Consider the following 24,503-nt stretch of genomic DNA (forward strand, 5'->3'; position numbering starts at 1 on the left):
GTGGTTTCCCCTGGGCCGGGGGGGGAGGGCGGGGGTGCGCCGAGCGGCGGGGCGGGTGGTACGGATCAGCGCTCCGGCACGGGGACCACGTACGGCTGGTGGTCCTCGGTGCACTGGCCCTCGGTCGGTACCTCGACGGCCACCGCACACGTCTGGCCCTGGATCTGTTTGACGTAGTTGCCGGGGCCCGAGATGGATGCGGTCAGCAGCCGGTCCAGGTCCTCACCACCCGCGCCGCAGCCCGTGAAGGCGGGGATGGTCACCTCGCCTGTCAGCGGGCCGCCGGAGGTCAGGACGTAACCGGTGGCGTCCGTGCCGTTGATGAGCTGCCCCTTCCCGAGCATCACCAGGTGCGGGCCCGGGTACGTGGCCGGATCGGGCTCGGGGGAGCTGAGCGGGGTCTGCGTGCGGCACGACGGACCGACGTCCAGGCGAGTGCCGTTGACCTCGACGTCCAGTACGCGCAGGACCAGTGGGGCGCGCACGTAGGTCTCCGCGATGTTGTCGGGGAAGACGAGCAGGACGTCCGACGCGACAGTCATGGGCCCCGCCTGCTCCAGGATCATGGTCGCCGTCGTCGGGGTGAATCCGAAGGTCAGGAAGGTGGACTTGAACGGCGGGGTCTGTTTGCGGCCCTGGTAGTCGAGATAGGCGGCGGATTTCTGGAGCAGGTGGATGCTCCCGTCCGGTGGGAAGGAGATGTCCGGGTCGCCCTGTTCGATCTGCACGCACGACACCGGGATCAGGGAGGCGCCGCCCAGTTTGCGGACGTTCGAGTAGCCCGTGATGTACGCCGTGAGTGACTTGTCGGTCGGGTTCTGCTTGACGCAGGGCGGCGCCGGCGGCCTGGCGGCCGACGAGCCGGCGCGGGATTCGCCGACCTTCGGTGCCTTGCCCTTGGCCCCGCCCGCGCCCTCCGCGGGAGTCCCCGGCCCCGTGGACCCCTTCGGCGTGCCGGGGCCCTTCGGGGGCGCGGAGCCCTTCGGGGACGCGGAGCCCGCCGGGGACGCGGGGTCCGTCGGCCGCCCGGACGCCGGGGCCGACGGCGAGGCCGAACTGCTCGGAGTCGGGGTGGGGGTGGCCGGGCCGACCGGCACGGTGGCCAGCCGGCCGTGGTCGTCCGCGTCCTTCGCGAGGGTGCAGTCGAGGGAGAGGGACGCGGGAGTGGTGGGCGCGCCGTCGGCGGTGCCGAGGGAAAGGTCGACGCCCAGGTCCGTGGCCGTGAGGGTGAGGTCGCCGTCGGCGACCGCCGTCACGGTCGGGGCGTCGCCGGTGGTGGTGAGGGACAACGGGCCTGCGGCCGGAACGGCCACGGGCGGGGAAGCGCCGGTGCCGCGCCAGAGGGCCTGCGCCTTCGCCCCGTGCTGGGCGATGTCCAGGGACAGCCTGGTCTCGGGCACCACCGTGGTGGCCCCCAGGGTCGTCAGATCGGCGACGGCCGCGACCGGGAGTTCGACCGTCGTGGTGACCCCGGTGGGGTGAATCGTCTCGCCGGCGGTGGCCCGGTCGGGGAAGGTGGCCGTGACCCGTACCGCGACGCGTTGCTGTCCCGAGGGCAGCGCGCAGTCGTAGGGCAGCTTCGCGGTGACCTCCTGCGAGCCCACCGCGGCAGCCGCCGAGGAGATCAGGGGGGCGAGCGCCACGAAGGCGGCGATCGCCGCACCGCGTGCACGCACACGCGGCGTCCGCAGGGCGGGACGGTGGCCTCTCATCACTTGCTCCGCTCGGGGATCGTCCGGGGCACGACGGCCGGCGTGGCCGGTCGGCGTGCCTGGTCGGCGTGGGTCGGCGAACGCCCGGCCGGTCCTGCCGGTCGGGCGTACGGACCCGCGGGAGTGCCAGGGGCACTCCCGCACGCCCTACGGGTTGGTGCCGACGATGGTCGGGATGATCGTGGTACCGGTCTTCTTCACCAGGTAGGCACCGGTGAAGATCGGCTTGGCGCCGACCGGTACGGCGCTGCCGCAGTTGGTCGACGAGACGACGTTGAGCTGGCCGGCGGTGCTGGCGACCGCGAGCTTGCCCGTGGAGTTGGTGTACGTGGCGGACGCCTTGCCCGTCACGCGGAAGACGCAGGCACCGACGGTGACCTTGGCGTCGACGTTGCCGATGTAGCCCTTGGTGACGCCGGTCGCGGCGGTGTAGTCCTGTGCCACCACGGTCCACGGGGTGGTGGCGACGGTGGTCACGTTGCCCAGGACGCTCGTGCAGGGCGAGCCGGTGGCACCGAAGTTGATGGCGTTGATCGAACCGACGGTGGCCGGGTTGCCGGTCGCGCTGGCCATCGAGCCGGACGCGCCCGACGTCGTACACGTCATGGCGATGCCGTTGACGCTGAGGACGATGTTCCCGCTGTTCGTCGCCGTGTAGGACGCGGGGGACGGGTTGACGGTCCAGGTGGTGGACGGCAGGGCCGATGCCGAGCCCGCGGTCAGGGCGAGCGCGGCGGCAGCGGCGCCGGTGACGACGGCGAGGTTTCTGATGGTGTTCTTCATGACTGTGGGACTCCTTGGGGATTGACCGGCAGAGGTGGGCCGCAGCTGTGTGAGGGGGAGACACAGACGGCCCGCGGCTCGGTGTTCCTCGGCCGCGACGCTGACGTTACTTGCGGGAAACTTGGCGGAACAATGGCGTAGTTCAAGATTCTTTGAACTGCCCCCAATATCTGTTCACGGGGTGAGCGGTCCTCGACATCGCATTAGCCGCCGGGTGCGTAAAATCGATAATTCCGGTCGATCGAGCGCCGCTTCGCCTCGTTTTCCCCTCGGCCGGGGCGTATGCATCTCGATGGGGAGCGCGGCATGCTCTCCGCCGTGACAAACAACGGCGCCCATGTGTAATCCATGTGACAAGGAGTGCGGGTCGCGGGTCGTCTCGCGAAAAACTCTGACCCCGCTTATTGCCGTCGGATGTTACCCGGCCGTAGCGTTCCGGGTGCGACGCTCGACCCCTGGTTGACGGCCCCTGCGGGCAGGATTCCTGACGGACGAGACAAGTGGCGCATCCGACTTTGTCCACGTGGTGACAAGTTCCCGGGCGCCGGGTCGAATGGGTGTCACACCTATTGTCCGGTGATCGCGAACGACCTAACGTGCGGCCCGCGACGCACGCGTGGCACGCGACTGCTGGAGGTGGAGTGGGAATCGAAGTGGTTGTTGAAGGTCTGACCATGTCCTTCGGCAAGCAGAACATCTGGCAGGACGTGACCTTGACGTTGCCCGCAGGGGAAGTGAGCGTCATGCTCGGCCCTTCCGGTACCGGGAAGACGGTGTTCCTCAAGTCGCTCATCGGCCTGCTGAAGCCGGAACGGGGACGCGTCCTCGTAGCCGGCGTCGATATGGTGAACAGCCCCGAGCGCGACATTTACGAGGCCCGTAAACTCTTCGGGCTCATGTTCCAGGACGGCGCCCTCTTCGGGTCCATGTCCCTCTTCGACAACATCGCCTTCCCGCTGCGCGAGCACACGCGGAAGAAGGAGTCGCAGATCCGCCGGATCGTCATGGAGCGCATCGACGTCGTCGGGCTCCTCGGCTCGGAGGGCAAGCTCCCCGGCGAGATCAGCGGCGGCATGCGCAAGCGGGCGGGGCTCGCCAGAGCGCTCGTGCTCGATCCGCAGATCGTGCTGTGCGACGAGCCGGACTCCGGCCTCGACCCCGTTCGCACCGCCAACCTCTCGCAGCTGCTGATCGACCTCAACGCACAGATCGACGCGACGATGCTCATCGTCACCCACAACCTCGACATCGCCGCGACCGTCCCCGACAACATGGGGATGCTCTTCCGGCGCAACCTCGTCACCTTCGGCCCGCGCGAACTGCTGCTCACCAGCGATGAACCGGTCGTGGCACAGTTCCTCGCGGGACGGCGCGAAGGGCCCATCGGGATGTCCGAGGAGAAGGACGCGGTCACGCTCGCCGCCGAGGCCGCCGTGCCCGGCGTCGTACCCACCACACCCCGGGTCATCGTCCCGCAACTGGAGCCCTCGCCCGGACTGCCGCCCCGCCAGGCGGCCGTCAGGCGCCGCGAGCGCGTCCTCGGCATGCTCCATACACTGCCGCCCGCCGCCCGCGCCGCCATCGAGGACACCTACGCGCGCGGCGCGCAGGCGCCGACCCTGCGGCTTCCGGCCACCGGGACCGGCTCGTGATCACGGGCGCACTGCGGCAGACCGGCCGCCTCTTCGCCCTCGCGGCCGAGGTGGGACGATCCATCTTCAGACGGCCCTTCCAGTTCCGGGAGTTCGTCGAGCAGTTCTGGTTCATCGCCAGCATCACGATCCTGCCCGCCGCGCTCGTCTCCATCCCGTTCGGCGCGGTGATCGCGCTCCAGGTCGGCTCGCTCACCCAGCAGTTGGGCGCGCAGTCGTTCACCGGAGGCGCCAGCGTCCTCGCCGTCATCCAGCAGGCGAGCCCGCTCATCGTCGCCCTGCTCATCGCCGGCGCCGGCGGCTCCGCCATCTGCGCCGACCTCGGCTCGCGCAAGATCCGCGAGGAGCTCGACGCGATGGAGGTCATGGGTGTCTCGCCCGTCCAGCGCCTGGTCGTGCCGCGGGTGCTGGCGACGATGGGAGTGGCCGTGCTCCTCAACGGCCTGGTCTCCGTCGTCGGCACGCTCGGCGGCTACTTCTTCAACGTCATCCTCCAGGGCGGCACCCCCGGTGCCTACCTGTCCAGCTTCTCCGCACTCGCCCAGCTGCCCGACCTGTACATCAGCGAGTTCAAGGCCCTGATCTTCGGGTTCATCGCGGGCATCGTCGCCGCCTACCGCGGCCTCAACCCGCGCGGCGGCCCCAAGGGGGTCGGCGACGCCGTCAACCAGTCCGTCGTCATCACCTTCATGCTGCTGTTCTTCGTGAACATGGTGCTGACGGGCATCTACCTGCAAATCGTCCCGCCGAAGGGAGGCTGAGGTCGATGGCCTCCCCGTTCCTCTGGCTCGACCGGTCCGGCGACCAACTCCTTTTCTACGTCAAGGCACTGGCCTGGATCCCGCGCACCCTGCGCCGCTACCTCAAGGAGGTCCAGCGGCTGCTCGCCGAGGTGGCCTTCGGATCCGGCGGGCTCGGTGTCATCGGCGGCACCATCGGTGTGATGATCGCGATGACCCTGTTCACCGGCACCGTCGTCGGCCTGCAGGGGTACGCGGCCCTCGACCAGATCGGCACGGCCGCGTTCACCGGGTTCGTCTCCGCGTACTTCAACACCCGCGAGATCGCGCCCCTGGTCGCCGGGCTCGCCCTCTCCGCGACCGTCGGCGCGGGCTTCACCGCCCAGCTCGGCGCCATGCGGATCAACGAGGAGATCGACGCACTCGAGGGCATGGGCATCCGCTCCATCCCGTATCTGGTGACCACCCGCATCATCGCGGGCGTCGCGGCGATCATCCCGCTCTACGCGATCGGCCTCCTCTCGTCGTACCTCGCCTCCCGTTACGTGACCGTCCTGTTCAACGGCCAGTCCCAGGGAACCTACGACCACTACTTCAACCTGTTCCTCTCCCCGACGGACGTCGTGCTGTCGGTCCTCAAGGTGTTGATCTTCAGCGTCATGGTGATCCTCGCCCACTGCTACTACGGCTTCCGTGCCTCCGGCGGCCCCGCCGGGGTCGGCGTCGCGGTGGGCCGGTCCGTGCGCAACGCCATCGTGCTCATCAGCGTCACCGACTTCTTCCTGTCGCTGGCCCTGTGGGGCGCGACCACGACCGTGAAGGTGGCGGGGTGAGATGAGCAGCCCACGGAGTGATACCTTGCGCCGCCGGTTCGCCGGCCTCGTCTTCCTGCTGGTTCCCGCCCTCCTCGTCTGGCTGGCGATCGCCGTCTACGACAAGCAGTTCACCGACAGCGCCCCGATCACCGTCGAGACGAGCAGCCTCGGAAACGAGATGCACCCGGGCGCCGAGGTGAAGATGCGCGGCGTCGTCATCGGCGAGGTCCGCTCCATCGACGCCACCGACACGGGAGCCCGGCTCACGCTCGCGATGGACCCCGACACCCTCGACGAGGTCCCCGCCGACGTACGCGCCCAGATGCTGCCGACGACCCTGTTCGGCGAACGGTTCGTGGCGCTCGTACCGCCGACGTCGCCCTCGCCCCATCCGATCGGGGCCGGCGCCGTCATCCCCGAGGACCGCTCCAGCAGCGCCGTGGAACTCCAGCAGGTCCTGGACAACGTGCTGCCCATGCTCTCGGCCGTCCAGCCGCAGAAGCTCTCCGCCACCTTGTCCGCCGTCTCCCGGGCGCTCGAGGGACGGGGCGACAAGCTCGGCGACACCCTCGCCCAACTGGACGCCCACCTGAAGAAGTTCAACCCCGAACTGCCCACGCTCAACCGGGACCTCCAGGAACTCGTGAAGGTCGGCAACGTGTACGCGGACGCGGCCCCGGACATCGTCACGGCGCTCACCGACTTCACCACCACCAGCGGCACGCTCGCCGAGAAGGAGAGCGAGCTGGCCGGCACCTTCGGGGCCACCACTCGAACCGCCCAGGACATCACCACCTTCCTGCGCCAGAACAAGGACAACATCATCCGGCTCAGCGCCACCGGCAGGCCGACCCTGGAGCTGCTCGCCGAGTACTCCTCGTCGTTCCCCTGCACCCTGCGCACCCTCGCCGAGTTCGTGCCGGCCATGGACAAGGCGCTCGGCAAGGGCACCGACCAGCCCGGGCTGCACGTCAACGTGGTCACCGTGCCCTCGCGCGGGGCGTACGTACCCGGCCGCGACACCCCCTCGTACACCTCGGGCGGCGGTCCGCACTGCTACCCGGTGCCCTACCTCGGTGTCCCGGTGGCACCCGCCGCGCGGGCCACGGCGGCAGCCGAGCAGAACCTCGGGCCGGCCAACTCCGCGCAGGAGAACGACCTCCTGAACGAGCTCCTCGCCCCCGCCGCCGACACACCGCCCGGCGACCTGCCCGACTGGACCAGTCTGCTGGCCGGACCCGCGTACCGCGGAGCGGAGGTGGTCCTCAAGTGACGAACGACCTCGCCCACACCCGACGACGCCCCCTGACCGGCCCGCTGGTCAAGTCCTTGATCTTCGTTCTGGTCACCGCCCTCGCCACGACCGTGCTCGCGCTGAGCATCGCCAACACCGGCGTGGACGCGGGTACGCGCTCGTACAAGGCGCTGTTCACCGACGTCACCGGGCTCATCGACGGGGACAGCGTACGGATCTCGGGCGTGAAGGTCGGTGAGGTGACGGACGTCCGCGTCGTCGACCGGCGCACCGCCCAGGTCACCTTCCGCATCCGCGACGACCGCACGCTCCCCGACTCGGCGACCGCCGCGGTGAAGTACCTCAACATGGTCGGGCAGCGCTACGTCGCCCTCGACCGGGGCAGCGGTGACGTGGGCGCCGCCCTGCCGCCCGGCTCCACCATCCCGCTGGACCGCACGACGCCCGCGCTCGACATGACGCTCCTGTTCAACGGGTTCAAACCGCTCTTCGAGGGCCTGTCGCCGAGTGACGTCAACGACCTCGCCGGGTCGCTCGTACAGGTCCTCCAGGGCGAGGGCGCCACCGTCGACAGCCTCATCCGGCACATCGGCTCGCTCACGCAGACCGTCGCCGCCAAGGACCAGGTGATCGGCCAGGTGGTCACCAACCTCAATACGGTCCTGGACACGCTCAACACCCGCGAGGCCGCCTTCGCTGATCTCGTCGTCACCCTCCAGAAGCTCGTCACGGGCTTCAACGACGACCGCAAGCCCCTCGGCGAGGCCGTCCAGGCGATGGGCGACCTCACCACCGTGACCGCAGGACTCCTCCAGGACGGGCGGGCCCCCCTCAAGCAGAGCATCGGCGAACTGGGCCGTCTCTCGAACACCCTCGGCGACCACACGCCGCAGATCGAGGACTTCCTCACCAGGACCCCGGCCAAGATGGCCGCCCTGGCCCGTCTGTCCTCGTACGGGTCGTGGTTCAACCTCTACCTCTGCGAGGCCCGTGTGAGCGGTGTGAGCACCTCCGACGGCTCCAAGCCGCCGACCGGCATCATCGTGACCGAATCGAGGTGCCGAGGATGAGCCGCCCGCCCAGGTTCACCCCCGTCAAGGACCGCAACCCCGTCGCGGTGGCCGCCGTCGGGCTCGTCGTGCTCGCCCTGATCGCCGTCCTCGCCTACAACGTGGACCGCCTGCCGCTCTCCGGCGCGGGCACCACCTACAGCGCCGACTTCACCGAGGCCGCCGGACTCGCCACCGGCGACGAGGTGCGCATCGCCGGCGTCAAGGTCGGCTCGGTCACCGGGGTCGCCCTCGACGGGCCCAAGGTGAAGGTGACGTTCGGGGTCGGCGCCGCCTGGGTCGGCGACCGCTCCACCGCCGCCATCGCCATCAAGACCCTGCTCGGCGAGAAGTACTTGGCCCTCGACCCGCTGGGCGGCGGACGCCAGGACCCCGGCAGCCGCATTCCGTTGGCGCGCACCACGTCCCCGTACGACGTGACCCAGGCGTTCCAGGACCTGAGCGGCACCGTCGACGCCATCGACACGAAGAAGCTCGCCGAGAGCTTCGAGACGATCTCCGACACCTTCAAGAACTCGCCGCCCAACGTGCGCAGCGCCGCCACCGGCCTGTCCGAACTGTCCAAGTCCGTCTCCAGTCGTGACGTCCAACTCTCCCAACTGCTCCAAGGGAGCCGGACGTTCACCAAAACCCTGGAGGGCAAGAAGTCCAGCTTCGAGACCCTCATCGAGGACGGCGGTTCGCTCCTCGGCGAGTTGAAGGACCGACGCGACGCCATCCGCGCCCTGCTCAAGGGCAGCCGGGAGCTGGGTACGCAGCTCAGCGGCATCGTCACCGACAACGACCGTCAACTCGGCCCCACCCTCAAGGCCCTCAGCCGCGTCACCGAGGTCCTGGAGAAGAACAGCAGCCAGCTCGACAAGACCCTCGCCCTCGTCGGCCCGTACTACCGGCTCGTCGGCAACACCCTGGGCAGCGGTCACTGGTTCGACAGCTACCTGTGCGGAGTCGTGCCCCGGAACTACCTGCCCGCGGCGTCACAGCCCAAGACCGGATGCCAACCGCCGCAGCAGACGGCGGCGGCGAAGGGGAGCGGTGCCCGATGACCGAACTCAGAAGACCCCTCGTCATCGGGCTCGCCATGGTGGTGCTCGCGGCCTGCGGCCTCGTCGCCGTACGCGCCCTCGGCTCCGAAGGCACCCGTGTCACGGCCTACTTCGACCGCGCCGTCGGCATCTACGCCGGATCGGACCTGAGGATCCTCGGGGTGCGCGTCGGTGAGGTCGAGTCCGTGGAGCCCGAGGGGACCCGTGTACGCGTCCGACTCCACATCGACGACGGTGTACGCGTAGCGGCAGACGCGCGGGCCGTCATCGTCGCCCCGAGCATCGTCGCGGACCGGTACGTCCAGCTGACCCCGGCGTACGCCTCGGGCCCCGCCCTCGCGAACGGCGCCCGGCTCGCCGCGTCCCGCAACCGGACCCCCGTCGAGATCGACCAGCTGTACGCCTCGATCACCGACCTCGGCAAGGCCCTCGGCCCCGACGGTGCCAACGCGGACGGAGCCCTGTCCCGCCTGCTCGACACCGGCGCGAAGAACCTCAACGGCAACGGTGACGCGATCGGTACGTCCATCCAGGAATTCGGCAAGGCTGCCAAGACCCTCGACGGCAGCAGCGACGACCTGTTCGCCACCCTGGGCCAGCTCCAGACGTTCACGACCATGCTCAAGGACAAGGACGGCGACGTCCGCACCGCGCAGGAACGCCTCGACGACGTGGTGACCTTCTTCGCCGACAACAAGGACGACCTCGCGGGCGCCCTCACCGAACTCGGCAAGGCCCTCGCCCAGGTCAAGACCTTCATCCAGGACAACCGGGGCCAGCTGAAGCAGAACGTCGACCGGCTCGTCCCCCTCACCCAGGCCCTCGTCGATCAGCGGGCCTCCCTCGCCGAAGCCCTCGACGTGGCCCCACTCGCGGCGGCCAACGTGGTGGGCGCGTACAACAAGGACACCCGCACCCTCGACGGCCGGGCCAACCTCAACGAGATCAGCATGGGCGGACCGCTGCTCCCGCTGCCCGTGACCGGCGGCTCCGCGGCCGGCAGTGGGAAGGGGGACCGGTGAAGCGCCGCAGACCCCTCACCGGCAAGGCCGCCGGGGCCGGCATCGGCGGGATCGTCGCCCTGGGCGCGGTCGTGGTCCTCACCGTGACCATGCTCCCCGCGGAACTGCCCCGCTTCGACGGCATCGAGGACCTGCCGCTGCCCGGCGGCGCGGACCTCGGCTCCCACCCGTACACGGTCACCGCCGAACTCGCCGACGTCCTCAGCCTCGTTCCGCAGTCCGCGGTCAAGGTCAACGACGTCGCCGTCGGCCGCGTCACCGAGATCCGCCTCGGAACCGGCGACTGGACGGCGCACGTCACCATGAAGATCAACGGCGACATCCGCCTGCCCGCCGACGCGGGCGCCCGCCTGCAGCAGTCCAGCCTGCTCGGTGAGAAGTTCATCGAGCTCACCGCCCCCGCCAAGGACGCGGGGGGTGCGCGCCTCACCAACGGCAGTACGATCCCGCTCGCCCGCACCAGCCGCAACACCGAGGTCGAGGAAGTCTTCGGCGCCCTGTCCCTGCTGCTCAACGGCGGCGGGATCAACCAGCTCAAGACCATCACCAAGGAGCTGAACTCCGCGCTGGGCGGACGCGAGCCCGAGGTCCGATCCATGCTGGAGCGGGTCAACACCCTCGTGAGCGACCTCGACGCGCACCGGGACGACATCACGCAGGCCCTCGACGCGGTCAACCGGCTCTCCGCCACCCTGGCCGAGCGCAAGGAGGACGTGGGGAAAGTCCTCACCGGCCTCTCGCCGGGCCTCAAGGCCCTGGAAAACCAACGGGGTTCGCTCCTGACCATGCTGCGCGCCCTCGACACGCTGTCCGGCGTCGCCGTCTCCACCATCAACGCCGGCAAGGACGACATGGTCGCCGACCTCAAGGCCCTGGCGCCGACGCTGAAGGCACTCGCCGACGCCGGCGCCGACCTGCCCGACTCGCTCCAGGCGCTGCTGACGTACCCCTTCACCGACGAGGTGATGCGGGGCATCAAGGGCGACTACCTCAACACCTACCTGTACATCGCCGCCGAACCGGGCACCCGGGTCATCCCGCCGCTCGTCCCGCAGGCCACGCCCGGCCCGACGCCCACCCATCCCACCGATCCGGGCGCCACCGCCCGCGGGGGCGCGTCCGGCAGCGGGCCCGTGAACCGGACGTCACCGCTGCCGCTGCCGCCCGTCCAGAACTTCACCCCGCCCGGCTCGTCCTCCTCCCCGGGCGCGCGGAGCACCGCCAACGGAGCACAGGACGGAGGGAAGACCCGGTGATCACCCTCGCCGTACGGCTGAAGAACCTCGCGTTCCTCGTCATCTCCGTCCTCGTCCTCGGTCTCCTCGGCATCCGCTACGCGGACCTCGGCCGTTACGTCGGCGTCGCCGACTACTACACCGTCGACGTCCACCTCTCCCGGACCGGGGGCCTGTTCCCCCACTCGGACGTCACCTACCGGGGCGTCTCCGTGGGACGCGTCGGCGCCATCGACCTCACCGCGGACGGGGTCGTGGCCCGGCTGCACATCAAGAAGGCGGCCGCCCGCGTCCCCGCCGACGCCAAGGCGGTCGTCGCCGGGCTGTCCGCCGTCGGCGAGCAGTACATCGACCTGCGGCCCCGCAGCGACCAGGGCCCGTACCTCGCGGAGGGGGCCCGTATCGACCAGGCCGACACCGAGGTCCCCGCACCCGTCACCGACCTCCTGGCGAGCATGAACGACCTCACCCGGTCCGTTCCGCTCGACTCGCTGCGCACGGTCGTCGACGAGCTGGGCAAGGCGTTCGAGGGCCACGGCGACGACCTCCAGGCCCTGATCGACAGCGGCAGCGCGTTCGTCCAGGCCGCCGACCGCTCCCTGCCCGAGACCACCCGCCTCATGAACGACGGCGAGGTCGTCCTGCGCACCCAGGCCGAGGAGGCGACAGCCATCCGCGACTTCGCCAGCGGCGCACGCGAACTCGCCGTCACCCTCAAGGGCTCCGACAGCGACGTGCGCCGCCTGCTCGCCGTCACGCCGGACGCGGCCACCCAGGTCAGCGGCCTCCTGCGCGACCTCGATCCCAGCCTCGGCGTGGTCCTCGCGAACCTGCTCACCACCTCGGAGATCGCCGTCACCCGGCAGCACGGCCTGGAGGAGCTCCTCGTGAAGTTCCCCGTGGCCGTCTCCGCGGGCGCCACCACCGTCGACGGAGGGCGGATGAACCTCGGCATGGCCGTCACCTTCTTCAAGCCCCTGCCCTGTACTTCCGGCTACGGTGGCACGCGCTACCGCAACGGCTTGGACCTCGGCACCGCGCCCGCCCTCAACACCGGAGCCTCCTGCACCAGCCCGGCCTCGTCCGGGACGAACGTGCGCGGCTCCGCGAACGCCCCGAAGGGCGGTCCCGTCCCCACCCCGGCCCAACCCGGTTCGCTGCCCTCGGGCAGCGCCGGCTCCGCCACCGCACCGGCGGCGCGGGCCCTGCCCGGCGCACTCGCCCTGCCGGGCCAAGGCGGCGGGCCCACCGACCTGGCCGGGCTGCTCGGCCTCGGTGCCGGGAGCGGTCGATGAGGCGAGCACGCGTCCTCGCGGGCGCGGCGCTGGCCGTGGCGCTCGCCTTCTGCGGGACCGGCGCCTGGACGTACGCACAGGCTCGCACCGACGACGCTCTCGCCTTCGGCCGGGACCGGGACGACGTCCTCGCCCAGGGCCGCGATCACCTCGTGGTGCTCAACACCCTGGACGCGTCCACGCGCGAGCACGCGGAGGCCGGCATCGAGGCGTGGCGCGACGCCTCCACCGGGCCGCTGCACACCGAACTGGGCGCCGCCCGGCCGGTGGTGGGCGCCTCGGCCCGCGCCACCGTCACCGAGGCGGCCGTCACCGCGCTGGACACCCGGGCGGGTACGGCGAAGCTCATCGCGACGGTCCGCGTCGACGTCACGCCCCAAGGCGCCTCGAAGGCGACGAGCGACCGCAAGCGCCTCGAAGCCGTCCTGGAGCGTACGGGCGACGACACGTGGAAGGTCAAGGCGCTGAGCGCCGTACCGGTGGCCGGCGCCGCCGGTTCCCGGGCGGCCACCGCAGGAAGCGAGGCGAGGTGACGGGGCTGCCGCGCAAGGCGATGAACAGGCTCGCGGAGACCGAGGGACCGGCCGCGCAGGACACGACGGCCGGACCGGCCGGACCGGCGGCCGGCTCCGGAGCGACGGCCACGGCCGACCCGGACGACGCATCCGCACCGCCCGACACCGGGACCCGGGCGCCCGGACCCGTCCGCGTCCCCGGTGGGAGTCGGCCCGCCGGGGACGCGGACGAGGACGGCGGTCACTGCGATGCCGAAGGCACCCCGGACGTCCGGGGTTCCGGCTCCCGCTTCGCCGGCCGGTGGCACACCGCGGCCGCCGCGGCAGCCGTCGCCCTCCTGCTCCTGGGCGGGAGCGCCTTCTTCTACGGCGCACACCAGCTGCGCGCCACCCCGTCCGCCCGGAACCGGGCCCTCACCGACACCGCGACCACAGAGCGGGTGAGCGGCGAGGTCAGTGACGGCCTTGCCAGGATCTTCTCGTACACCCCCGCCGGCGCCGACGCCACCGCGCGATCGGCGCGGACGGTGCTCGGGGGCAAGGCGGCCCGGCAGTACGGCGACCTGTTCACCCAGCTCCGCGCGAACCTGGAGACGCAGAAGATCACCCTGAACACGCGGGCCGTCCGCACCGGGGTGATCGAACTCGACGGGGACACCGCACGGCTCCTGGTCCTCCTCGACCAGACCTCGAGGCGGGACGAGGGCGCCACCACCTCGGCCGCGGCCCAACTGACCGTAACCGCCCAGTTCCAGGACGACCGTTGGCAGATCGTCGACATCAAGACCCGCTGAAAGATGAGCGGGAGACGGGAGCACCCCATGACACTCGCGGTCCGCGCCCTCGGGGGCACCCGGCCGATCCTTGCCGTCGCCCTCGCGCTCACCCTGGTCGCGGGCGGCTTCGCCGCGTGGGCGGGCCAGGGCTGGTACGGGGCGAGCCACGACGAGTCCGCCGCGTACGCTGCCCAGCGCGACCAGGCGCTCGCGGCGGCGGAACAGGCCGTGCAGAACCTCAACACCCTCGACCACACCGAGGTGGACCAGGGCCTGGATCTGTGGGAGTCGTCCACGACCGGCGACCTGCACGACCAACTCGTCAAAGGGCGAGCCGAGTTCGCAGAGCAGGTCAAGGCGGCGAAGACCGTGACCACGGCCCGGGTGTTGTCCGGCGCGGTTACTGAGCTGGACGACCGCGCGGGGCGGGCCAAGGTGCTGGTCGCCCTGCGGATCACGGTGAAGGCCGCTGACGACAAGAGCAGCGAGAAGGACAGCCGCATGCTCGGTGAACTGAGCCGCACCGGGACCCAGTGGAAGCTCAGCGCGCTGGGTCAGGCCCCCGTGGGCGGTACGGCGACCGGCTGACCGGCCGCCGTACCGCGAGAGCCATCCGCAGCCGAGAGCCGCCCGTACCCGAGAAGGACAGGCACGATGTCGACGACCCGCCACCTCATCAACCGCCAGCGCCGCCGTCAGGCCGTCGGCAACCAGACCGTCCCCACCATGGGACCGGCCGACGACACCGGCTCGCAGGAGCCCCGCGCCGGCTCCTCCCGCCCAGTGAGCCCCCGGCCGGCGCCCGCGCGGGCCAGGACCTCCACGCGGAAGGCCGCCGGCGCGAAGTGGCAGGAGGCGGCCGAGCCGGACGAAGGGGCCCAGGCGGCCGACTCCACGGGCAGGGGAGGAAGGAGACACCTCGCCCCCCTCCTCGTCCTCTGCGTCCTCACCGTGCTCCTCGGCTCCGGCGCCGGATTCGCCCAGAACCGGGCCGCGGCGCTGCGGGCCGATCCCGTACGGGCGAACACCGCGCTCACCGACCTCGCCCGCACGAGCGAGATCAAGGGCCAGACCGCCAAGGCCGTCGCCTCTCTCTTCTCCTACGACCACGCCCGGCCCGCCGCCTTCGAGAGCGCGTCGAAGACCTTGCTCACGGGAAAGGCCGTCACCCAGCACCGGGCGCTCTTCAACGACGTCCTCGCCCAGGCGGAGAAGCAGAAGACGGTGATCACCACGACGGTCACGGACAGCGCGGTCGAGCGGATCGACGGCGACCGGGCGCGCGTCCTGATCTATGCCGACCAGAGCAGCGTCAGCACGGCGGGAGCCGAGAAGCAGGGCCCCCAGGACCAGGGCGTCTACGCGGGAGCGATGTTCGCCCTCGATCTGGTGGATCGTGACGGGCACTGGATCGTGGAGGGGATCGACACCTTCGGTCGCTGACCGGGCGTTCGCCCGGCGGGTCACGGCGTGTGCAGGGCGAGGGCCGCGCGGTGGCCCTCCGGGACCAGGACGTCCGTCAGGGTCCATCCCGGCAGGCGGGTCGGCACGGCACCCGAACCGACGTAGTCCGCCGCCGGGTTCCCCGACAGGCCGACCCCCAGGCCCTTCAGGTAGGCCTCCTTGCGGGTCCAGACCCGGGTGAAGGCCGCCGAGCGCTCCCCGGGGGACAGGCTCGCCAGCTCGGCGGCCTCCCGAGGGTGCAGGACGTCGGCCAGCTCCGGGATGGTCCGCGGTGCTGCGCGCGGGCAGCCTCGGGTCCGACCTGGAAGCCCCCCGGATCGAGGGCATGCTCCGCGCCTGCCGACGCTACTACTCCACCCTGCCGCGCTGACCCCGGTCGGCCGGGGGGCCGCCCGGGAACGGGCGCCCGGCCTCACCGGGTGCTGTCCGCCAGGACCGGGGGTGGGGCGTCACGCTGCTGGGGGAGTGGCGAGGGTACGGCGGGGACGGGTGGCCGGGGGGTGTCCTGCTGGAGGGCGACCGTGCGTGTGGGGGCGGGGATGGAGATGCCCTCGACCCGGAAGCGGCGGTGCAGGCGCTTGATGAACTCGTGCTTGATCCGGTACTGGTCGCTGAACTCGCCGACGCCCAGGATCACCGTGAAGTCGATCCTGGAGTCCGCGAACGTGTGGAAGCGGACGGCCCCTTCGTGGTCGGGGACGGCGCCGTTGATGTCGGCCATCACGCTGTCGACCACCTCGAGCGTCACCCGCTCGACGTGCTCCAGGTCGCTCTCGTACCCCACTCCCACCTGGACCATGATCGACAACTGCTGTTCGGGCTGCGTGAAGTTGGTCATGTTCGTGCGCGCGAGGCGGCCGTTGGGGATGATCACCAGGTTGTTCGACAGGTTGCGGACCACGGTGTTGCGCCAGTTGATGTCGACGACGTAGCCCTCCTCGCCGCTGGTGAGGCGGATGTAGTCGCCGGGCTGCACGGTCTTCGACGCGAGGATGTGGACTCCGGCGAAGAGGTTGGCGAGGGTGTCCTGCAGCGCCAGGGCGACCGCCAGGCCGCCCACGCCCAGCGCGGTGAGCAGGGGTGCGATGGACACGCCCACGGTTTCCAGTGCGACGAGCAGGCCCATCGCGAGCACCACGACCCGGGTGATGTTGACGAAGATGGTGGCCGATCCGGCCACTCCCGTGCGCGCCTGGGCCATGGACTGGACGAAGCCCGCGACGACCCGGGCCGCGCTGAGCGTGGCGATGAGGATGAGCAGGGCCGTCAGGGACTGGTTCACGTACCCGGCGACCCGAGTGCCGAGCGGCAGGGTGGAGGCGGCCGCCGCGGCGCCCGCGATGACGGCCGCCCACGGTGCGAGGGTGCGCAATGAGTCGACGAGGATGTCGTCCCCGCTCCACCGCGTGCGCAGGGCGTGCTTGGCCAGCCACCGTACGAGGGCGCGCAGGAGCAGCCCGGCCAGGGCGCCTGCGGCCAGCACGATGCCGGCGACGATCCAGTCGTGCAGGACGAGGTCCCGGTTCACCGGACCCCCGCCGCTCCGCGCCGGACCGGGGAGGCGGCGGCGGTCGCTGCGGGCCGCCGTATGAGGGGTGTGCTCACCTTGTCACCTGTCAGTTCGTCGTGAGGGAAACCGCGTTCGGGCGCATGTGCGCATCCGGAACGGGCTGCCATCCTGCCTCATGATCACGACAGTGGCTCAGGGGGGATGGTGCGTCCCCTCAGGGAGCCGTGGAGCCGGTCGTGCGGACGATGCCGTCGAGCCGGCCGTCGAGCCGGCCGTCGCTCCACGCGCGCCCCGCCGCGTCCCGGGCGGCCGGGGATGCGCGGGGGTGCCCGGGACGGGTGCGGACGTTCTCCACGACCGCCCAGCCCTTGCCGCCGTAGGAGGTCTCGAGCTCGACCAGGTGGTGGTCGAGGTGTCCGGTGATCATCACCGCCATGAGGGACAGGTAATCTCCCCGCAGGCCGCCGGTGAGCCCGTCCTCCGCCGGTTCCCCCAGGAGGACTTGGTGGCCCTCGGCCAGTAGCGCGCAGGTGGTCTGGACGGCCCGGACGAGCGTCTCGAACCGCTCTGCGCCCAGGCGGATCCGCGAGAACTCAAGGTAGGAGCCGAGGACATCGGCCTCCTGGCCCTCTCCCGCCTCGCCGGGATCCGCCCGCCTTCCAGAGCCTGCAGGGCCTGCAGGGCCTGCAGAACCTCCAGGGTCCGGCGGAAGGTTCTCGGTCATGCCTCCGCCCTCCCCCGACGGCCGTGGTCCTGCGCAGTGTAGGCAGCGGCCGGCGTTCCGACGGCGCTCTTCGGCCACCGGGCCGCCCCCGTGGCTGCCCCCGACTGCCTCCTGTACCGCCCTCCCGGGTCCTCACGGGTCCCGGGCGCCCCACACGCAACCGACTATGCCAATTGCACATTCAAAAAGAATGCGATTTCGGCAATTCCGGGATGGATTACCCGCGTTCACTCCTCCTACATTGACAGCGCGCTGCGTTCTGAGGGTAAATTAGTTCATGGGTGGCCTGATGTGGTCACGCATGGGCAGGATCAGGCCACTCGGCGACCGGTTCATTCCGGTCGTCACACGGTGTGGCCGTGGCGATGCCGCAGTAGAGGGGCGTTCGGGTCGCGGGTGGACAGCGTGATCGTGTATTGAGCGGGTATTGACCAATCCGACTCTTCCGTGGGGGATCAATGGCCCAGCTCAGTTCTTTCTCCGTTCCCGATTTCCACCTTCCGTTCGGGAACTCCAAGCATCCTCAAGCTGCCCGGGCGAACGCCGAAGCGACCTCGTGGGTGTTGCGTCACGAGCTCGTGACCGCCGCCGCCGAGCAGTTCTCGGGCATCGGCGTGGGCCATCTCGCCGGCCGGGTGAGCGGTGACGTCCCCTACGAGCGGATCGTCCTGCTCGCCGAGTGGATGGCCTGGTCGTTCGTGCTGGACGACCAGCACGACCACCTCATCAGGACCGGGGAGGTCGCGGCCTGGCGGCCCATCACCGACGCGATCACCGGCTATCTGCGGACGGGGCGGATCGAGGGGCCGGCAGCGGGCCGAAATCCGCTGGTGACGGGATTCATCGACCTGTGCGACCGGATCCTGGCCGGCATGTCGGAGGGGACCGCGGCCCGCTACCGCGCCCATGTCCCCCTCATGCTCCACTCCTTGGACCAGGAGGCGGGCAACCGCGCCGCCGCGGGACGCCCGGCGGTCCAGGAGTACGTCCTCATGCGCCGCCACAGCTCCCAGATCCTTCCGATGATGGACATGGTGGAGGCCGGGCTCGGGATCGACCTCCCGCAGAACGTCCACGACCTTCCCGAGTTCCAGGCTCTCGCCGCGAGCGTGCTCGACGTCATCTCGTGGGGCAACGACGTGTTCTCCCTTCCGAAGGAGCACGCCTGTGGGGACACCAACAACCTCGTCTCCCTCATCTCCTTCTGGGAGAGGTGCTCGCTCCCCGACGCCGTCCAGGCGGTCGAGGGCCGCATCCAGGAGCGCATCGAGCAGTATCTGACCGAGGAACGGCGTCTGATTCAGGCCATCGGCGCCCTCCCCGGGACGGATCCGTCGCTGCTCGACGCGGTCACCCGCTGCGTGCGCAGTTACGAGGACTGGATGATCGGCGCCGATCTGTGGCAGCGTTACGAGTGCACGCGGTACAGCGACGAACGGTTCGCGGCCGGACTGGAGTCTGCGTACACCCGCCCGGATCTTGTCTCCGTGGCATGACGGGGAGTCGGTTCATGGCACATGCGCAGCATCTCGGTCCCGAGGTCCACGCTCCGGTCGCCCCTGGGCGGTTACCGCTCCTGGGCCACGCCCTGCAACTGTGGCGCCGGCCGATCGCGTTCCTGGAGTCGCTCCGGGAGCACGGCGACATCGTGCGGCTCGACATCGGCACCTGGCCCGTCCACGTACTGACGAGCCCGGAGCACGTCCACTCCGTACTGGTGCAGCGGGCGCAGCAGTTCGGCCGGGGGCGGATCTTCGACAGGCTGCGCCCGGTGTTCGGCAACGGGATCGTGACCACCGACGGCGACTTCCACCGCAAGCAGCGCCGGATGATGCAACCCGCCTTCCACCGGAACCACATCGCCGAGTACGCCGAGGTGATGTGCCGGCAGGCGGAGGCGATGTCCGGGTCGTGGACGGCCGGCCGTGAGATCTCCATGGTCACGGAGGCGCGCGGGTACGCGATGGCCTCGGTCGCCGAGATGATCTTCTCGGGCGACCTGAGCCGGCCCGCCGTCGAGGAGGTGCACCGCTCGCTGCCCATCGTCCTGGAGGGCATGCTGGTGCGGGCGGTCATGCCCAAGTCGCTGGACCGGCTGCCCATTCCGTACAACCGGCGGTTCGACGGCGCCGCCGCCCGGCTGCGCCAGATCATCGACCAGGTGATCGAGCAGTACCGCGCCGAGGAGAAGACCGCGCGGGGCGACCGCCACGACCTGCTCTCCCTGCTGCTGGCGGGCGTGGACTCCGAGACGGGCTCGACGATGGACGCCGAGCAGGTGCGGGACGAGGTCATCGCCATCATGTTCGCCGGCACCGAGACCTCGGCGACCACCCTGTCCTGGATCTTCCACGAGCTCGGCCGGCACCCCGAGGTGGAGGCACGCGTCCACGCCGAGGTCGACGCGGTGGTGGGGTCCCGCCCCGTGCGTCCCGCGGACATACCCGCGCTGACCTACACGAACAACGTCTTCCAGGAAGCGCTGCGCCTGCACTCCCCGCTGCTCTTCACCCGAAGGGCTTTGGCCCCCCTCACCCTCGGTGGCATCTCGATCCCGGCCGGCGCCGAACTGGCCTACAGCCCCTACGCGTTGCACCGGGACCCCGTGCTGTTCCCCGATCCCGCCGTCTTCGACCCGGACCGCTGGCAGCATGGGGCGAGCGAGCGGGCCCGCACCCACAGCTACGTCCCGTTCGGGGCCGGCCAGCACAAGTGCATCGGCGACTCCTTCGCCGTGGCTGAGATCCTTACCGCGGTGGCCACCGTCGCCTCGCGGTGGCACCTGAAGCCCGCCCCGGGTGTCACCGTGCGCGAACTTCCCGCGGGGATCCCGCAGCCCAGCGAACTGCCGATGATTCCTGTGGCGCGGAAGGTACAGCACTCTTCTCATATGAGTGGTGAGATGCCGCAATAGTGCGCTGAAACAGCATCAACTCCTCCTCCGGCCCGTACACTCGGCCGCACGTGCTTGAGGGGGCAAAAGATGTCACACGTCACCGAACCGAGAGGCTGGGACACCCAGCCCCTGCTGGAACGGGAAGCCGAAGTCCTGGCGATCCAACGCGCGGTGGACGTGCTCTGCGGCATCTCGGGCAATGGTCCGGCCAACCGCCTCGGCGGTGTCCTGACCTTCGCGGGATCGGCCGGCATAGGCAAGACCACCCTGCTGAACGAGGCACGTCGGCATGCCGCCGAGCGCTCCTGCACCGTGCTCTTCGCACGCGGCGGCGAGCAGGAGCGGCAGGTTCCGTTCCACGTGATGCGCCAGCTCATCCAGCCGGCCCTCGCCGCCATGGGCGAGGACGAACGGCGCGACGCCCTCGGCAACTGGTACGGCATCGTCGCCCCGGCCCTCGGACTGACCGCGGCCCCGAAGGGGCCGACGGGACCCGACCCGCAGGGCGTGCGCGACGGACTCGACTGGGTGGTCACGCATTTAGCGGTGCGCAACGCCCCCGTCGTCCTGATCGTCGACGACGCGCACTGGGCGGACGCGGAGTCCCTGAGCTGGCTCACCTCCTTCGCGGCGCGGGCCGAGGAACTGGCCATGCTGATCATGGTGGCCTGCCGGCCCGACGAGATCCCCGCCGACGCCGGCGCGCTGCGCGCCCTCATGGGACGCCAGGGGGCGCGCCCGCACGAGCTGGCTCCCCTCACCACGAGCGCCGTCGCGCGCATCGTGCGCGACGCCCTCGGTGAGAACGCCGACAACGTGTTCTGCCGCGAATGCTGGGCGATCACCGGCGGAAACCCCTTCGAGGTGGTCGAGCTGGCCATGAAGGGCCGCGACCGGGGGCTGAAACCGCACCAGGACAACATTCCCCAGCTGCGCGACCTGGCCTCCGCGGTCAAGGGCAGCGGCCTGATCGACCGGCTCGAACAGCTCGGCTCGTCCACCGTCCGGCTCGCGTGGGCCGCCGCCGTGCTCGGCACCGCGGTCCCCCTCGGCATCGTCGGGGGCGTGGCCGCCCTCGGTGAGGCGCAGGCCGCCGAGTCCATCGACCGGCTGCGGGCCGCACGCATCCTGACCGTCCTCACCGACGTACGGCGCAAAGAGGTCGTGGAGTTCTTCCACCCGCTCATCGCCACCGCCGTGTACCGCTCGATTCCGCCCGGTGTGCGCGTCGCCATGCACGGGATGGCCGCCCAGGCCCTGGTCGATGACGGGCAGGGTTCGGCGGCCGCCGCCCGCCACCTGCTGGAGATGCACCCCGAGGGCGACCCGTGGGTCGTACAGCAGCTGCGCCAGGCCGCGCGCGAGAGCTTCTCCGCGGGTGCTCCCGACGCCGCGCGCCGCTACCTGGCCCGTGCCCTGCGCGAGCCCCCGGACGTGGAGGACCGCGCCGAGGTCCTGTTCGAACTCGGATCCGCCAACCTCCTGCACGATCCCGCGACGACGATCAACCAGCTCAGGGCCGCGCTGGAAGAGCCCAAGACCGACCAGAACCTGCGTGAGGCGATCACGTACCGGCTCGCCCAGGCGCTCGCCCACACGGGGCAGCTGGGACAGGCGGCCGGGCTCCTCGCGGACGAGGCCCGGCACGCCACGAGCTCCCGTACCCGGCTGCGCATGCAGGCCGAGCAGTTCAAGTGGAACTCGGTCCGGTTCGACGAGGAGAACTCGCCCGCCCGCTCCCGGCTCCTCGCCCAGTTCGCCAAGCGGCTCACCGGCCGTGGCCTGCCCGAGCGGCACATCCTGGGCCTGCGGGCCTGGGACGCCGCGATGCGCGGCGAGTCCGCCTCCACCGCCCTGGAGTACGCGGAACAGGCGCTGGACGGGGGCATGAGCTGGACCGACCAGGACTTCGGCTTCGAGGTGCCCGCCGTCCTCGCGGTCACACTCATGTACTGCGACCAGCCCGGCCGGGCCGAGGACCTCTTCAACACCGCGATCGTCGAGTTCGAGGCGAAGGGATGGCGCGGCGCGCACCTGTCGTTCGTCTACACCCTGCTCGGCTACGTCCGCTACCGGCGCGGGCAGCTCGCCGAGGCCGAGGACTTCGTACGCAACGGCCTGCAGATCGCCGATCGCGTCGGACACGGGATCCCGGCGCAGTGGTACGCGGTCGGCACCCTCATCGAGACCCTGCTCGCCCGGGGGAACACCGCCGAGGCCCAGCGCGTCGCCAACGCCTACAAGCTGGCGGACGGCTTCCCCAAGGCCGTGGTCTATCCCGACCCGCAGGCCGTGTGGGGCAAGCTGCTCCTGGCCCAGGGCAGGATCGAGGAGGCGGAGCACCACCTCACCGCAGCCGGCCGGCGCCTGGACCTCCGCGGCACGCGCAACCCCTCGTGGAGCCCCTGGCAGCTGGACCTCGCGCTCGCGCAGGCAACGCACGCGCCCGAGCAGGCGCGGGCCACGGCGGCCGAAGCGGTGGCACGCGCCCGCGCGTTCGGGACGTCCAGCGTGATAGGCCACGCCCTGCGCGTCGCGGCGGCGGCCACGGACCCGTCCCAGGCGACGGGCCTGCTGCAGGAGGCGGTGGAGCACCTCGAACAGTCTCCGGCCGCCTGCGAGCTCGCCCACGCGCTCATCGACCACGGCACGGCCCTGCACATCATCGGCGACCCGCACCAGGCGGCGCAGCGGATCTACCGGGGCATGGAGGTGGCCGCCGCCTGCGGCGCCGACGGGCTCGCGAGCCGGGCGAGGACCCAGCTGGCCTCGGCCGGTCTGCGGCCTCGCCGTCTGCGCACCTCCGAGCAGGACAGCTTGACCGTCGCCGAGCTCACGGCCGCCCGTCACGCCTCGGTCGGCATGGACAACAGGGCGATCGGCGCGGCGATGCACACCGACGCCCAGGCGGTATCCGAGCTGCTGTCCGCGGTCTTCACGAAACTGGGCACCGACCGGCTCGGACTGCACCGGGCCCTCGGAGCCTGATCGCACGGCCGGCCTCCCGGACGGGGGCCGGCCGCACCGGGGCGGGGCTTCCCCTCCGGCCCGGGGCCACCGGCGGCTCGCGGGTCGAGTGCGGCTCCGCGGCTCTCAGCCGTTGAAGCTGTCCGGGTCGGGTCCGGTCCGTTCGTCGCGGTTCAGAGCGGAGATCTCGCCCATGTCGGCCGCGGTGAGCTCGAAGTCGAAGAGGCCGAAGTTCTCCGCGATGCGTTCACGGGTCACGGACTTCGGGAAGACGATGTCCCCGCGCTGCAGGTGCCAGCGCAGGGTCACCTGGGCCGGAGACTTTCCGACGCGTTCCGTGATGCGCTGGAGGGTCGGCGCGTCGAGCACCTTGCCCTGGGCGATGGGCGACCAGGCTTCGGTGGCGATGGCGTGTTCGGCTCCGAAGGCCCTGACCTCGTCCTGGGTGAGGTAGGGGTGGACTTCGATCTGGTTGACCGCGGGTACCACCGGACTGCCTTCCATCAACCGCCGCAGGTGGTGGGGCTGGAAGTTGGAGACACCGATGGCCCTGGCCCGCCCGGAGCGGTAGATCTCCTCCAGGGCCTGCCAGATCTCCACGAGATCGCGGCGGGTGGGCAACGGCCAGTGGACGAGGAACAGGTCGAGGTGGTCGAGGCCCATCTCTTCGAGGCTGCGGTCGAAGGCCCGCAGGGCGTCGTCTCGCGAGTGGGCGTCGTTGGCGAGCTTGCTCGTCACGAAGACATCGGAGCGGTCGAGGCCGGAGTCGCGGACCGCCTGGCCGACCTCCTTCTCGTTCCCGTACATCTGCGCCGTGTCGATGTGGCGGTAGCCGACCTCCAGGGCGGCCAGCGTCGTAACCCGGGTCTCCTCGGGAGGGATCTGGAAGGTGCCGAAGCCCAACTGGGGGATCTTCACGCCATTGTTGAGGGCGATGGCGGGTACTGCGGTCATGGGTGCTCCTGATGTCGTGCAGGTATTGCCGTTACGGCGGCCGGTGTCACTGGCCGCGCATTGGGAGGGCCC

The 24,503-nt window shown here is 70.8% G+C and carries 22 protein-coding genes; 16 read left to right on the forward strand and 6 right to left on the reverse strand.

Annotated elements, in window-relative coordinates; genetic code table 11:
* Positions 1 to 65: 65 nt before the first annotated feature.
* Together OTB20_RS22050 and OTB20_RS22055 are read right to left on the reverse strand one after the other, a co-directional pair.
* On the reverse strand, positions 66 to 1,676 hold the full coding sequence (locus OTB20_RS22050) for a DUF6801 domain-containing protein (protein WP_324290403.1): 1,611 nt from the start codon (positions 1,674 to 1,676) through the stop codon (positions 66 to 68).
* A gap of 183 nt (positions 1,677 to 1,859) precedes the next feature.
* Positions 1,860 to 2,495 (reverse strand): hypothetical protein, encoded by a 636-nt coding sequence (locus OTB20_RS22055; protein WP_267819911.1) that lies wholly within the window; start codon positions 2,493 to 2,495, stop codon positions 1,860 to 1,862.
* Positions 2,496 to 3,136: 641 nt separating this feature from the next.
* On the opposite strand from OTB20_RS22055, the gene OTB20_RS22060 reads away from it, so the two are divergent.
* The 13 genes from OTB20_RS22060 (at position 3,137) to OTB20_RS22120 (ending at position 15,359) form a co-directional block, all read left to right on the forward strand.
* Positions 3,137 to 4,147 (forward strand): ABC transporter ATP-binding protein, encoded by a 1,011-nt coding sequence (locus OTB20_RS22060; RefSeq protein WP_267819913.1) that lies wholly within the window; start codon positions 3,137 to 3,139, stop codon positions 4,145 to 4,147.
* Entirely contained in the window at positions 4,144 to 4,908 is a 765-nt protein-coding gene (locus OTB20_RS22065; protein WP_420716455.1) for an MlaE family ABC transporter permease, read from the forward strand. The genes OTB20_RS22060 and OTB20_RS22065 overlap by 4 nt, the downstream gene beginning before the upstream one ends.
* A gap of 5 nt (positions 4,909 to 4,913) precedes the next feature.
* Entirely contained in the window at positions 4,914 to 5,720 is an 807-nt protein-coding gene (locus tag OTB20_RS22070) for an MlaE family ABC transporter permease (RefSeq protein ID WP_267819915.1), read from the forward strand.
* Position 5,721: 1 nt separating this feature from the next.
* Entirely contained in the window at positions 5,722 to 6,975 is a 1,254-nt protein-coding gene (locus OTB20_RS22075) for an MCE family protein (RefSeq protein ID WP_267819916.1), read from the forward strand.
* Positions 6,972 to 8,027 (forward strand): MCE family protein, encoded by a 1,056-nt coding sequence (locus tag OTB20_RS22080; RefSeq protein ID WP_267819917.1) that lies wholly within the window; start codon positions 6,972 to 6,974, stop codon positions 8,025 to 8,027. The genes OTB20_RS22075 and OTB20_RS22080 overlap by 4 nt, the downstream gene beginning before the upstream one ends.
* Positions 8,024 to 9,073 carry an MCE family protein gene (locus OTB20_RS22085; RefSeq protein WP_267819919.1) on the forward strand — a complete coding sequence of 350 codons (1,050 nt, stop codon included), beginning with the start codon at positions 8,024 to 8,026 and terminating at the stop codon, positions 9,071 to 9,073. The genes OTB20_RS22080 and OTB20_RS22085 overlap by 4 nt, the downstream gene beginning before the upstream one ends.
* Positions 9,070 to 10,095 (forward strand): MCE family protein, encoded by a 1,026-nt coding sequence (locus tag OTB20_RS22090; RefSeq protein WP_267819920.1) that lies wholly within the window; start codon positions 9,070 to 9,072, stop codon positions 10,093 to 10,095. The genes OTB20_RS22085 and OTB20_RS22090 overlap by 4 nt, the downstream gene beginning before the upstream one ends.
* The gene (locus OTB20_RS22095) at positions 10,092 to 11,351 is read left to right on the forward strand and encodes an MCE family protein (protein ID WP_420716456.1); all 1,260 of its coding nucleotides are present in this window, start codon (positions 10,092 to 10,094) and stop codon (positions 11,349 to 11,351) included. Before OTB20_RS22090 ends, OTB20_RS22095 begins: the two co-directional genes overlap by 4 nt.
* A complete protein-coding gene (locus tag OTB20_RS22100; RefSeq protein WP_267819922.1) occupies positions 11,348 to 12,625 on the forward strand; it encodes an MCE family protein in 1,278 nt (425 codons plus the stop codon). The genes OTB20_RS22095 and OTB20_RS22100 overlap by 4 nt, the downstream gene beginning before the upstream one ends.
* Positions 12,622 to 13,158: a hypothetical protein gene (locus tag OTB20_RS22105; RefSeq protein WP_267819924.1), complete on the forward strand. Its 537-nt coding sequence runs from the start codon at positions 12,622 to 12,624 to the stop codon at positions 13,156 to 13,158. The genes OTB20_RS22100 and OTB20_RS22105 overlap by 4 nt, the downstream gene beginning before the upstream one ends.
* Positions 13,159 to 13,178: 20 nt before the next feature.
* The gene (locus OTB20_RS22110; protein ID WP_420716465.1) at positions 13,179 to 13,934 is read left to right on the forward strand and encodes a hypothetical protein; all 756 of its coding nucleotides are present in this window, start codon (positions 13,179 to 13,181) and stop codon (positions 13,932 to 13,934) included.
* A 27-nt stretch (positions 13,935 to 13,961) separates the two neighbouring features.
* Positions 13,962 to 14,504 (forward strand): hypothetical protein, encoded by a 543-nt coding sequence (locus tag OTB20_RS22115; protein ID WP_267819927.1) that lies wholly within the window; start codon positions 13,962 to 13,964, stop codon positions 14,502 to 14,504.
* Between the two features lie 66 nt (positions 14,505 to 14,570).
* Positions 14,571 to 15,359 (forward strand): hypothetical protein, encoded by a 789-nt coding sequence (locus tag OTB20_RS22120; protein WP_267819929.1) that lies wholly within the window; start codon positions 14,571 to 14,573, stop codon positions 15,357 to 15,359.
* Between the two features lie 20 nt (positions 15,360 to 15,379).
* Here OTB20_RS22120 and OTB20_RS22125 read toward each other — a convergent pair whose 3' ends face one another.
* The 3 genes from OTB20_RS22125 to OTB20_RS22135 form a co-directional block, all read right to left on the reverse strand.
* A complete protein-coding gene (locus OTB20_RS22125; RefSeq protein ID WP_324290404.1) occupies positions 15,380 to 15,643 on the reverse strand; it encodes a 4'-phosphopantetheinyl transferase family protein in 264 nt (87 codons plus the stop codon).
* A 149-nt stretch (positions 15,644 to 15,792) separates the two neighbouring features.
* Entirely contained in the window at positions 15,793 to 16,908 is a 1,116-nt protein-coding gene (locus OTB20_RS22130; protein ID WP_267819931.1) for a mechanosensitive ion channel family protein, read from the reverse strand.
* Between the two features lie 196 nt (positions 16,909 to 17,104).
* Positions 17,105 to 17,614 carry a hypothetical protein gene (locus tag OTB20_RS22135; RefSeq protein ID WP_267819933.1) on the reverse strand — a complete coding sequence of 170 codons (510 nt, stop codon included), beginning with the start codon at positions 17,612 to 17,614 and terminating at the stop codon, positions 17,105 to 17,107.
* Between the two features lie 560 nt (positions 17,615 to 18,174).
* Here OTB20_RS22135 and OTB20_RS22140 point away from each other — a divergent pair.
* The 3 genes from OTB20_RS22140 to OTB20_RS22150 all read left to right on the forward strand — a co-directional run bounded on the left by OTB20_RS22140 (position 18,175) and on the right by OTB20_RS22150 (position 23,498).
* Positions 18,175 to 19,110, forward strand: coding sequence for a terpene synthase family protein (locus OTB20_RS22140; protein ID WP_267819935.1), 936 nt, complete (start codon positions 18,175 to 18,177; stop codon positions 19,108 to 19,110).
* 14 nt (positions 19,111 to 19,124) lie between these two features.
* Complete coding sequence (locus tag OTB20_RS22145) at positions 19,125 to 20,528, forward strand: cytochrome P450 (protein ID WP_267819937.1); 1,404 nt, start codon at positions 19,125 to 19,127, stop codon at positions 20,526 to 20,528.
* 69 nt (positions 20,529 to 20,597) lie between these two features.
* Positions 20,598 to 23,498: an ATP-binding protein gene (locus OTB20_RS22150; protein ID WP_267819939.1), complete on the forward strand. Its 2,901-nt coding sequence runs from the start codon at positions 20,598 to 20,600 to the stop codon at positions 23,496 to 23,498.
* Positions 23,499 to 23,603: 105 nt separating this feature from the next.
* Here the strand turns inward: OTB20_RS22150 and OTB20_RS22155 are convergent, their stop codons facing one another.
* Positions 23,604 to 24,431, reverse strand: a complete 828-nt coding sequence (locus OTB20_RS22155; RefSeq protein ID WP_267819941.1) for an aldo/keto reductase — start codon at positions 24,429 to 24,431, stop codon at positions 23,604 to 23,606.
* Positions 24,432 to 24,503 lie beyond the last annotated feature (72 nt).

The organism is Streptomyces sp. H27-H1 (assembly GCF_026627445.1).
In the GTDB taxonomy this organism is placed as follows: domain Bacteria; phylum Actinomycetota; class Actinomycetes; order Streptomycetales; family Streptomycetaceae; genus Streptomyces.